6 protein-coding genes are annotated in these 12,963 nt (G+C 42.2%); 1 reads left to right on the top strand and 5 read right to left on the bottom strand.

Annotated elements, in window-relative coordinates:
- Positions 1–12 precede the first annotated feature (12 nt).
- The 5 genes from D0S24_RS13785 to D0S24_RS13765 form a co-directional block, all read right to left on the bottom strand.
- Positions 13–1,086, bottom strand: coding sequence for a cellulase family glycosylhydrolase (locus D0S24_RS13785; RefSeq protein WP_117020453.1), 1,074 nt, complete (start codon positions 1,084–1,086; stop codon positions 13–15).
- Positions 1,087–1,517: 431 nt separating this feature from the next.
- A complete protein-coding gene (locus D0S24_RS13780; RefSeq protein WP_117020452.1) occupies positions 1,518–2,555 on the bottom strand; it encodes a family 43 glycosylhydrolase in 1,038 nt (345 codons plus the stop codon).
- Between the two features lie 228 nt (positions 2,556–2,783).
- A complete protein-coding gene (locus D0S24_RS13775) occupies positions 2,784–3,476 on the bottom strand; it encodes a DUF3823 domain-containing protein (protein ID WP_117020451.1) in 693 nt (230 codons plus the stop codon).
- A 19-nt stretch (positions 3,477–3,495) separates the two neighbouring features.
- Positions 3,496–5,385 carry a RagB/SusD family nutrient uptake outer membrane protein gene (locus D0S24_RS13770; protein ID WP_117020450.1) on the bottom strand — a complete coding sequence of 630 codons (1,890 nt, stop codon included), beginning with the start codon at positions 5,383–5,385 and terminating at the stop codon, positions 3,496–3,498.
- A gap of 20 nt (positions 5,386–5,405) precedes the next feature.
- On the bottom strand, positions 5,406–8,549 hold the full coding sequence (locus D0S24_RS13765) for a TonB-dependent receptor (protein WP_117020449.1): 3,144 nt from the start codon (positions 8,547–8,549) through the stop codon (positions 5,406–5,408).
- 417 nt (positions 8,550–8,966) lie between these two features.
- On the opposite strand from D0S24_RS13765, the gene D0S24_RS13760 reads away from it, so the two are divergent.
- Positions 8,967–12,920 (top strand): hybrid sensor histidine kinase/response regulator transcription factor, encoded by a 3,954-nt coding sequence (locus D0S24_RS13760; RefSeq protein ID WP_251795790.1) that lies wholly within the window; start codon positions 8,967–8,969, stop codon positions 12,918–12,920.
- The last annotated feature ends 43 nt before the right edge of the window (positions 12,921–12,963 follow it).

The following is a 12,963-nucleotide window of genomic DNA, read 5'->3' as shown; positions in this document are numbered from 1 at the left end:
ACGCTGCCCGTTTTATTGATTAGCTTCCTGATTCAATTTCTTGATCAGATCTGCCTCGTCCTGTCTGTAGGGCGTTCCATCCTGTCTAAAAACCTCATGGAACCACTCTATGGGTTCCCCTCCATCCTTGATAGGGGTATTCCAGGCATATTTGGTATTGGATTTTCCCGCTACCAATCCCCAGTTGATGGCACCGATATTTTCTCTTTGTAAAATTGGCAAAATATTGGAGAAACGGCTATTGTTGGTCCTTGCCATATATTCGGTACAGACCATTGGCCTACCATGTGATTTTAAGAGATTGATGATGTGTTGATGGTGCTTTTCATCCTCATAGTTGTGATAGGTCAATATATCCGAGTTCAAGGCTTGGAAAGCGTTAAGTTCCTGAAAATCCCATGCCCATAGGCCGGCAGTTAGGGGCTGGCTGGGATTAATTTCCCTTGCCCAAATAAATACATTCTTTAACAAGGGCATGGAAGTGGTCAGTTTTCCTGTGTTTCCAGGTTCATTGTAAAGATCCCACATCACGATCCGCCCATCCTTGCCAAAGCTTTTAAGGATATCCTTAACGTAAACCTCAAGAGCCGGGAAATTTTCCTTTTCTTTGGATGCTGGGTCTCCAGGATCTTGTACCCATCCGGAATTATGGGTGCCGGGTATAGGCTCCGGTTGCTTTCCTATTTTTGGGGTTTTGCCCCAAACATCGTCAAAAAAGACAAATATTGTTTTTATACCGTGCTTATCGGCGATGTTCAAATAGGTATCCATTCGTTTCTTAAAACCTTCCGGATCCGCTTTGTATGCCAAACTATGAAGATATACCCTCATGGTATTGAAGCCAATACCTTCGGCAAAGCCCAATTCCTTGTCTATAGTTTCGGGATCGAAGGTACTCTCTTGCCACATTTCCAATTGATTAATGGCCGTACTGGGATTAAAATTGGCACCGGTCATCCACTTTTGCTGTGAATACCATTCCTTGGCCTTGTCCAGAGACCATTTATTCTTAATTAAAACATCCTCTTGCGATATCCCTGTAAAGGAAATAATGAGGGAGGAAGCTATCAGTATTATTTTTCTCATCCTATTTTTTTTATTGATTTTGCTATTGCCCTCCAATACATATTGGAAGAATTTATTCTTATTTATGGAATTATCAAAGTACTTTTCTTAAAATTCCCTTATACGCTCTATTTATTTAAAATAATATTCCCATAAATCATACTCCACCTAATAAATCAAAATTACCGGGCCTGATGGAGAGACCCGATAATTTAAGAAACTAACTCAACAAAACTATTTTTTTTATGCCTTTTTTCTTAGTAAATGACAAAATTCAATTCCACAAGATTTTCCTCAATTTTTGACCCCGACCCTAAAGGGGGAATCGAGGAAAATCAAACTCCCCTGCCTACCGGACAGGCAGGCTTTAGGGCTTGGGGTAAACAGATTTTCCGAGAAACCTTGTCTAGACGATTTTTGTCATGAACAAAAGATTCTTTAATCCAAAGCAACTACTCCCCAGGTATTTCCAATATAACATTTTCCGGCAACGGAGCTCCCAAATATGGCATTCCATTGGTGTTCCAATACAATCTTTGCATTCTTGGGGATCGGAACCGGCCACAGCCCTGTCCGGATTTGGAGTTGGCATGGTACAGAATCCAATCCTGCTTTCCATCCGGGGATTTGAAAAATGAATTATGCCCGGGGGCGTAAACTCCATTTTCCGGTGCCTGTGTAAAAATGGGCTCCTCCAATTTTGTCCATGCGGAAGCGTCCAACAAGTTATCCCCGCCGTTAAAGGACAAAAGTCCCAGACTATAATTATCCGTCCAACAACCACTTGCAGAGAACACTATAAAAATACGTCCATTATGCGATAAAAACTGAGGCCCTTCATTTACGTTGACATGGGGAAGATCGGGATCATTCAAATCCCCGTGCTTTTCCCATTCAAAAGTAGGCGAGGAAATCATTACCCTATCCCCTTCTATCTCCAGTGGGCTTTTCATCTTCGCTATAAAAATATCCTGTTGCCCGTTTTTGTCCCCTTCCCATCCGGACCAGATCATATACAACTGGCCTTTGAAATCAAACACATTGCCATCAATGGCCCATTTATCGGTCTTCGCGGCAATTTTTCCTTTAAATTCCCATTCGCCCTTAAATGGATCCTTGGACACGTTCTCTACCACATACATTCGGTGGGTATCATTATTGCCATCATCCGCAGCAAAATAAACATACCACTTGCCGGCTATAAAATGGACTTCCGGAGCCCAAATATCCTTGGAATATGCAGTCCCTTCAGGTGGTGTCCATATCGTTTTGCTCTTGGCCCTGTCAAGATCGGCCAAATTTTTTGTTTTCCAAAGTACCAAACGGTTCTGTAGGGTATTTGTATAATAATAATATCCATCATAGTAGGTACTATATGGATCGGCCCCTGAGGGCAATAAAGGATTGGTAAATGTTTTGTCTTGTGAAAACACCGAAAAAGTGAAAAGAAGAAAAAACAATAATGGGCATGTAATTTTAGGTCTATGCATCCGGCATTTCATTTATAGTGGTCATCAACGGAAAATTGTTACAATAGAACCCTCGGAAATTAATGGTTTCCGAGGGATTTATTTAACCTCACCCAGAACTGCCTTTTCAGGCAGTTCTGACCTCTCCAAAAGAGAGGTGAACCCGTCCGTACCAGCATGGGAGGATTGAATACCCCGAAGCAAAGCCCCGTCTGAACGGCACGGGCGGGCTTCAGGGATTTATTTATTTTAAAATTCCAATTTCTGTACCTGGGTATATATCATATCTTCAATCCCCACCATTTTAACACCGATACGGGCAAAAATGTAGTTTTGATCCGGTTTCTTGGGATCAGTGGGTATTTCTACGGACATATTGAGGTTATCCAGATCGGAAAGGTCGGCCGCATCGACCTGGGCCAGACTCCCTTCATCGCCACTGTTTACATCCACGAACAATGTTCTGTTAATGACCAGCGTCACCCTTTCCACCACCCTTGCATCGGCACCGGTAATGATCTGCTCCACCGAACAGCTTGCATTTACCGTCCCGGCAGCGTAAGAGAATTGGGGATTCCTGATCATATGGTAAGGAGTCACCTCTATATCCATTGCCCTTTCCCCTGATAATTCAAAATACAGGGTATCCGATGGGGTTCTGAAAGGCCCTTGCCCGGGCACAAAGGAGAGTTTGTAATCCCCAGTAAACAATCGGCTGCTGTAACTACCATCTTGGGCAATTGCTACGTCTATAGGCGCCGTAAGCGCATAGCCCGGTTGCCATAATTGAAACCTTACTTGGTTCCTTGCAACGGGTATGGCCTCCCCGTTATAGACAATATTTCCCGAGAACATGGCATCCGGTTCATCAAAATTATCCAGTGAACAAGACGTCACCAATAATAGGGCGCTGCATATGAATATATAAAATTTAGTTTTCATTTTTTTTATTTTAAATGGATTATTGATTTGGGTTTCTAACCAATTTAGGGTTGTTATTGATTAAGTTTTGCCCTATTTCGGAATAGTAGTTCCCAAACTGAAAACGGTCGGCACCGGTAATTCTGGAAAGTCGTGAAATTTTATACAGATACTTACCGTCATTAGGGTCGCCCGGATTATAATATTTATAAGGCCAAATACTGTAGGGCTGGGTTTCCCTTTTGGTGGCCACCCCTATATTTTGGGTTACTTCGGTTTCGTTTATAGGATTTCCGTCCAAGACGATATGTGCCAATCTCCATCTTTTCAAATCAAAGAAATGCAGCCCTTCAAAGGCCAGCTCTACATAACGTTCATGGGCAATTTTATCAAAAGTAACATCGGACGCTGTTAAAGGCGTTGTAATGCCTGCCCTCTCGCGCACCCGGTTTAAATAGCCTGCGGCCACATCGGGTTGTCCCAATTCAAAGGCCGCTTCCGCTGCATTCAAAAGGACTTCCCCAAATCTATAGCGAATGAACCAGACATCACTTTGTGTACCACGACGGCCGGATCCTGTATTGGGATCTTGATATTTTCGAATGTAAAAACCGGTCTGAGCGGTAAATTCAAGGCCGTCTATTGGGCCATCGAAGCCAACCACCTGTACCTGCCCGGTAGCTCCCGGCAAGGTTTTCTCCTGTCCCCTCGAATCTCCACTTACAATGGATCCATCTGCCAAAACAACCCCGGCCCATATATCAACGGGCTTGGATTTAAAGGTGGTACCCGGTAAGATGACCGTACCTGCCAATCGGGCATCACGTCCTTGAAAAATATCCCCAATATTGTCATAGTAAACAGGGTCTCCTCCCATCTCGTTGGCCAAAGGCGCATAGGTACCGTCCAACAATTCAAACGACTGGACGAATTGCAAGCTGGGGTTGATCCTTCCACCTTCTTCCTCCTCTGCTCCAAAACGGGGCTGGTTTACAATGGTAAACCCATGGGTCTTTCCACCCCCTACCAAATAATCCTCCACAAAAATAGCTTCGGGATTATTGGCCTTGTCATAAAACAGACTGGAAAAGTTTTCTGAAAGGTTCGGTTTATTGGTATATAAGTCATAGGCCCCGGCCTCCCCATCAATTATGGATTGGGCCGCATCCAATGCTTTGGTATAGTATTCGTCCGCCCTAGAGGCCGGTATCCCCACTTCTCCACCGGGCAATGAAACCTGGGGCGTTGTTGCCCCGTACTTGGCAATGGAGGCCGCGTATAAAGCCGCTCTTGCCTGCATGGCCAGGGCAGCCCCTTTAGTGGCCCTTGATTTGGAATTTGCATCGGTCGGCAAAATATCCTTTAAAGCATCGGTTTCACTGATTATAAAATCGTAAATGGCTGCCTCAGTTTCCCTCGGATGCTGCAAATACGAAGCATCCCCGCTAAAATCATAAGTCTCCGATTCCAAGATCAACGGAACGCCGCCCATGCGCTTTACCAATTCAAAATAATAGGAAGCCCTTAAAAATTGTGCTTCGGCCATAAACCGTGCCTTCAATTCTTCATCGAGTTCCGTGGCCTCCGAGAGACGTTCCAGGAACAGGTTTATTTCCCTAATATAACCATAGTCCCACGTACCCCATTCGCCGAAACCCCATCCATCGTTCTGAAATTCGGGATAGCGACCGGCTTCGGACCAATAGGCTACGTTAAACCTGGCCAAGGATGGCCAATCCTCTACCGTTCCAAAATCGTTATACCTATTATAAAGATCCCCCAATACGGAAAGCACGGCACTCGGATCCGTAAAGATCTGTTCCTGTGTTAAGATGGAAGAGGGCGGACGATCCAAAAATTCTTCGTCGTTCTTTGAACAGCCCAAAGCGAGGATCAAAGCTAATAATATTGTAAAAATATATTTTTTCATTGCGTATAAATTTTAACTATTTATATGGATAGGTTTACCCCAACATTCACAAATTTATTTTGTGGGTACTGCAAGCCATTGGTATCGTTGACTTCAGGGTCTATACCAAACTTGGATAGGTTGTCAAAGGAGAACAGGTTATAGCCGTTAATGTAGAACCTTGCTTTTTGAAGGCCAATTTTTTCCAATACCGGTTTCGGCAACGAATACCCCAATTCTATGGTTCTCGCCCTTAAATAGGTTACATTGTGCATCCAAAAACTGGATGCCTGACCACCTCTATAATTACTGTGATAGGAGGCATTGTAGCGCAATGCCGGATATTTCCCAGGAACCCAGGTACTATTGGGGTCCGTAGGGTCCTGACGGCTCCAACTATCCAAAAATATAGTGTTTAGGGCACCCTGGTTTTGGAAGGCCCATCTGGTCTCCCATTCCTGTGCCCATGAATATCCGGAACCTCCAGAAAAATCGGAAGTAAAATCGAAACCTTTATAGGCCATTCGGATACTAAGACCAAAGTTTATGGATGGCTGTCTTCCAAAACTATAACCAATGGGCTTTTCGTCGTAACCATTAATTCTTCCGTCGCCATTCAAATCCTCATAGATCAAGTCTCCCGGCAACAATGTTCTGTTCCCTTGACCATCTATGTCTATGGGGTAGTTGTTTATTTCTTCCTGGGTCTGGAACTGGCCTATGGTATTAAACCCCCATCTAATGTCATTAAATCGTCCTTCGCTGGAGTTTCTGTACTCGTGCCATGAATTTTCAAATCTAGGTTTGTAGGACTCTATAAACTTACCACGGGAATAGGAAGCATTACCGGAAACGGTGAGGTAAAAATCCCCAAAACTTTCGTTATAACTTAATACGCCTTCAAAACCCGATTGGGCGTCGCTATTCACATTTTCATCGGGCAGGCCATACCCAAGTTCACTAGGGATTAAAATATCATACTTTCTACCTCTTAACCCGGTTCGTAATCTATAGAAATAGTCGTAGGACCCGTTTATCTTCCCGTTAAAAAGGGTAAAGTCGACCCCTATATCCGTAATCTTGCTCTTAAACCAAGAAATGTTGTCCACGATCTGTCCTTTGTCCCTTGCACCTACTACCGGTTGGCCATTCAAAATAACGGTCCCAGTATTATAATTATACCCGGGCAGGTAATCATAGGCACCAATGCCAATATTATCATCCCCCAAAACCCCATAAGAGCCCCTTAGTTTAAATTCGGTAACCCAAGGATCGTCCCCTGCTATATTTTTATACCAATCCTCTTGGGTAATCCTCCAACCTATGGACCCCGAAGGGAAGAAACCTTTCCGCTTACTTGGGGCAAACTTCCATGAGGCATCCTGTCTACCTGAAAGTTCCAAATAATATTTTTCCTTATAGTTATAATTGAATTTGCCGATATAGCCTATTCTGGCTTCCTCATTGTCCAAATCTTGAAATTCCACTAGATTGGCAAAATAGATCAATGGCAAAATATTGGTTTCCGGTACGGATCTCATCCATTGGTTCTGATCCCGTTGTTCCTGCCGCTCCACCATGAAAAGGCCTTCCACATTATGATCTTCCCCAAAGGATTTCTTATAAGTGGCCTGACCTTGGTAAACGTTCTTAAGGATTTTTCGGTTTCTTCGTTCCCTCCAAGGATTGGAACTACCGCCGGTAGCATTGTAAGTATCGTTGGCCTCATCATAGGTATAGGCGTCATAGGTATACTCATGGCCGTTCATTACCTGATCGGCTATATAATAGGAGTACATTCCCTTAACGGTAAGCCCTTCGGCAAAACCGCCAAATTTATACTCCCCGCTGAAGTTGGTTTGCAATACTCTCCAAATATTGGTAGAATACCCTCCAATTTCCTTATTGTGCAACGCCCAATTGGTCTCATTATGGCCAATATCATTTAGGTATTCCGGATTGTCATTGGCATAGGGCCTTTCAAAAGGGCGGTTTCGCAAAATGGCAAAACGTGGCAGCCAATAATCATCGGCACCGGGGATTCCGGGGTTATCGGTGGTTTCAATTCTACCATTGATCTGAACCCCAACCTTTAGGCGGTCGGTAATACTGGCATCCAAATTACTTTGAATATTATTTCTTTCAAAGTTAAATTCGGGACCCAATACCGCTTCCTGTTTTAATTGGGTACCGGAAATATAATAGTTTATCTTGTCCGACCCTCCTGAAGTACTGACATTTATGCTGTATAAGGGAGCATCCTTTTTAATGATAAAATTCTTCCAGTCGAAAGATTTATATCCGGCTTCCGTCCCCAATCGATATTTTTCCAATTCCTCATTGGTTATCTGGGTTTCCCCAAATTCGTTTAGGTCCGCTTCTGCCTTTTTGGACATATAAACATAGGAATCGTTTACCGTCTTTGGAAATCGGGACCAGTTTTGACCTCCGTAGTACGAGTTGATATTCACCACATTTTTGGTGTTCTTCCTACCTCTTTTTGTGGTAACTACCACAGCTCCGTTAGCGGCCCTAACCCCATAAATGGCTGCAGATGCATCCTTAAGGACGGAAATACTCTCAATATCGCCGGGCGATATATTGTTGAACTGGCCGGCATCCTGTTGTATTCCATCTATTATATAGAGAGGATCGCCCATATTACGAATTTGAATGGCAGCCGTAGCTCCTGGCCGCCCATCGGGCATTTTAAAGGTTACCCCGGAAATCTTTCCTGCAAGTCCGGAACTTACGGAGGCCCCTGCATGTACATTCTCCAGATCTTCACTGGTTACGGTAGAAATAGCGGAAGTAATGGATTTTTTCTCCTGGGATGAATATCCGGTAACCACTACCTCATCCAAGGCCGCAACGTCATCGGACATTTGCTGATCTATTGTAGTCTGGCCGTTTACCGGTACCTCCTTGGTCTTAAAACCGATATAACTGAACACGAGTACCGCATTGGTTGGTGCCTCAATGGAATAATTTCCATCAAAATCGGTGGAAACACCATTATTGGTTCCCTTTACAACTACGGATACGCCCGGCAAGGGCATACCGTCCGTTTCCGAACTAACATTCCCCGAGATCTTCAATTTATCCTGGGCATAGGATTGGGAAACCACTAAGAAGATACCCAGCAAACAGATCTGTTGAAATAATTTTTTTAAGATTGTCTTCATGTTGTTTTCATTTTTAATGTAATTAAGTTTTTAGTTAGTTATTAAAATGGCAATCGTTTTTGTATGGATCAAAATGGAACAGTTTACATTTGTAGCTATAAGTTTGAAGCTATCACCAACTACATATGGACCATCGCTTCAATTCAAAAAATTGGTTAATTAATTGGCGATATCATAATTTTAAAACACAGATATTGATAATGATATCAACTTAGTATATAAAAACTGTTAATTTGACATACAAAGCAAATAGAAGAAATTTAAGAAGGTTTTAACTTTAATTTTGTTTCAATAGTTCCCCGAAATGGTGCATAATCTTGAATTTGTAGTAGTATTTGGGCGTATTGATCCAAATTGTAGAATTATGAAACATTCTGTAGAACAAAAAGTTTTATATTTTCCCAAAATTGTTGAGCGTTGAAAAAGAGTGCTGCTTTATTACTTATAACCTTCCTTGCCTCCTGTTCCATTTGGTCTCAGGAATTCTACTTTAAACATTATAAGGTAGAGGATGGCCTGTCCCATAATACCGTATTAAGTTCCTTACAGGACAAGAACGGGTTTATGTGGTTTGGCACAAAAAATGGACTGAACAGATTTGATGGGTATACCTTTAAATTGTTTCAAAACAATCCCGAAGACGACAAAAGTTTGCACGGCACCTATATTGAATGTCTCTATGAATCCAAGGGTGTCCTATGGGTAGGTACGGATAACGGTCTTTATAGCTATAATGAAAAGCAGGAAAATTTTGATCTATTGATCGAAACCGAGAACAAACAAATTTTGGGCCTAATGGATGACGCCGAGGGCAACTTATGGTTTATTGCCAACAGCTCCATGAACCTGTACGATCCCGAAACCAAGGAAACGCTAAGCTTTCCTTCGGACCAATTTTTTTATGCTACGGCAGTCCTAAAAACAAAGGATAACGAAATTATAGCGTCATCCAGCAACGAGCTCTATAAATATAATAAGGTAACCAATACTTTTACAGCCTATGGACTAAACGTGGAGGGCGATCCCAAATTTCCATTCCGAATTAATCGCCTATTTAATCTAAATGACCATGTAATCCTATTGGGTACCCAAAATCATGGGGTACTTGCCTATGACATTCAGGATGGCAAAGTTCTGGATATGTTCCCGGAATTGAAAGGACCTATTTACGTAAGGGATTTTGCCATGAAGGGTAAAGAGGAGCTTTGGGTAGCCTCGGAATCCGGTATACATTTATACAATTTTAAAGAAAAATCATACACCAACTTGGTAAAGAACTACAGCAATCCCTATGCCCTGGCGGATAATGCCGTGTATGCGCTGACAGTGGACGACGAGGGCAGTGTTTGGGCCGGCACCTATTTTGGTGGGGTAAATTACTACCCCAACCAATACAATTACTTTAAGAAATATTTCCCCTCCCCATCCGAAAATTCCATAGGCGGAAATGCCGTACGTGAAATTCGACCCGATGACCAGGGCAATTTGTGGATAGGAACAGAGGATGCCGGATTAAATAAATTCCACATAGCCACGGAGAAGTTCACCAATTACACCTCCAAGGATAAGGGTGGCATTTTGTCCCATCACAATATTCACGGCATACTGCCCGTAGGTAACAAGGTGTGGATAGGCACGTTCGACCATGGGTTGGACGTACTGGACATTAGGCAGAACAAAATAGTAGCCCATTATAATATGGGGGGCAGGAGTACCCTCCGCAATAATTTTATATTTTCACTATATAAAACACGGACAAATAATATCATTGTCGTATCCACTTCCGCCATACAATCCTATAATCCCCAAACCGATAATTTTGACTTGGTAGGAACTTTTCCCGAACAAATACATTATACCTGTTTTTTTGAGGATAACAATGGGGTATATTGGGCAGGAAGTTATTCCGAAGGCTTATTTTATTACAATCCCAAAACTGGTGAAAACGGTAATTTTAAATATGATAGCCATAATCTTGGAGCCATAAGCAACAACCATATAAATGGTATATTTCAAGACCGTAACGATACTATTTGGGTCACTACGGAAAATGGATTGAACCTTTACGACCCCAACAAAAAATCCTTTAAGAAATATGGGACAAAAGATGGTTTCCCGAGCAATGCTTTCTATTACCTGTTGGAAGGCAACAACAACGAACTTTGGGTAACCACCTCCAATGGATTGGTAGCATACGATCCCAAGACCGGTCTTAAAAAAATCTATACCAAGGAAAGCGGATTGCTGAGCGATCAGTTCAATTATAGCTCGGGCTATAAAAGTCCTGATGGTACCATGTATTTTGGAAGTGTTAACGGAATGATAAGTTTTAATCCGAAAAACTTCGTCAACAACTCCTATATACCCCCCATTTTAATTACCGGCCTTCAAATAAACAATAAGGAGGCAATTGTGGGTATGGAGAACTCCCCTTTGCAGAAATCGGTTACTTTTCTGGACAATCTGGTACTTAGTTCCAACCAATCTTCCTTTAGTTTGGATTTTGCCGCCTTAAGTTATATAAGTCCGGAATCTACGGAGTATATGTATCAAATGAAGGGAATAAGCGAAGATTGGATTCCCCTGAACAAAGACCATAGGGTTCATTTTACGGAATTGGCCGCGGGAAATTATAGCTTTAACATCAGATCGTTGATCAATAACGATGTTTGGAGCGACACCTCCAATCCGCTCGCCATAGAAGTGTTGCCCGTTTTTTGGAAAAGTAAGCTGGCCTATTCCCTATATCTCATATTATTGGCCCTTTTGGGGTACTATATCATTAGATTCTACCATATGCGGACCGTCTCCAAAAACAATCAACGCATAAAGGAACTGAGCAATAAAAAAGAGAAGGAGGTTTATCAGGCAAAAATTGAATTTTTCACCAACATTTCCCATGAAATAAGGACCCCATTGACCCTCATAAAAAGCCCGCTGGATAAATTAATAAAGAATGGGAACCATTCCATTGATGCCCTGGGGCATCTTTCCATAATGAAAAAAAATACCACCAGGCTTTTGGACCTGGTAAATCAGCTATTGGATTTTAGAAAGACCGAGATGGAGAGTCTTAGTCTCACCTTTGTTGAATGCAATATTACCGAATTAATAAAAAAAACATGTAGCCGTTTTAGCGAGGCCATCAACGATAAGGATATTGATTTTCAATTGAATTTGGGCAAGACCGATCTAATTGCCTATGTAGATGCAGAAGCAGTAAGGAAGATATTGAGCAACCTTTTTGGAAATGCCATAAAGTACGCCCATAGAAAAGTAAATGTTAGTTTGGAAGCCAACGAGGAAACCTTTAAACTCTTGGTTCAAAATGACGGGGAAATTATCCCCAAACACCTTTCAAAAAAGATATTTGAACCTTTTTTCAGGGTTTCGGGGGTTGAAAACCAGAATGGAACAGGTATAGGTCTGGCGCTGGCCCACTCCCTGACCAAACTACATAATGGAAACCTGGAGATGGAAGACAAAAATAGTGCTTTGAATACCTTTGCCCTACAATTGCCCATTCATCAAGAAAAAGAATTTAAACTTTATTCCCAGGACCTATCTTTAGATATTACCAAACCTGAAGTTGCCCCGTTCTGTGCGGAGGAAGACGAGAATAAACCTAATATACTCATTGCAGAGGACAGTATTGACCTTTTGGATTTTATTGCCAATGATCTTAAGGAACTTTATAACGTATATAGGGCTACCAACGGACAAGAGGCCCTAAAGATCATAGAAGTAAAAAATATTCAACTTGTCGTAACCGATGTAATGATGCCGGTAATGGATGGTTATGACCTCTGTAGACATATTAAGCGTAACTTGGAATCCAGTCACATACTGGTAATTTTCCTAACCTCCAAACAAGCCCTGAACGCAAAAATCGAAGGACTTGAGTCCGGGGCGGATGCCTACCTGGAAAAGCCCTTTTCCATATCGCACCTTAGGGTACAAATTAAAAATTTGATCGAGAACCGCAAAAATATCATGGCCTACTATTCCAGTTCTCCCTTGGCCCATCTTAAGAGTATTGCCCTTACTTCAACCGATGAGACCTTTATAAATAAATTGGACGAGGTAATTTCCAAGCACATCTCGGATCCGGATCTAAGTGTAGAGACCCTAAGCGAAATAATGTTTATGAGCAGGTCTACCCTATATAGGAAAATCAAGGAAATGTCCAACCTTAGCCCGAATGAATTGATCAATATTGCCCGATTAAAAAAGGCGGCCGAATTGCTTAAAAAAGGAGAATACCGGATATATGAGGTATCTGAAATGGTAGGATATAATTCCCAGACCAGTTTTGGCCGTAATTTTCAAAAACAGTTCAACATGACCCCCTCAGAATATATGAATTCTTAATTGATCGGCTTAGCGCAGATCCAACTTTATTCTGGGTGGAGCC

It is taken from the genome of Arenibacter sp. P308M17 (assembly GCF_003426735.1).
Lineage (GTDB): Bacteria > Bacteroidota > Bacteroidia > Flavobacteriales > Flavobacteriaceae > Arenibacter.
This window is presented reverse-complemented; position numbering and strand designations above follow the sequence as displayed.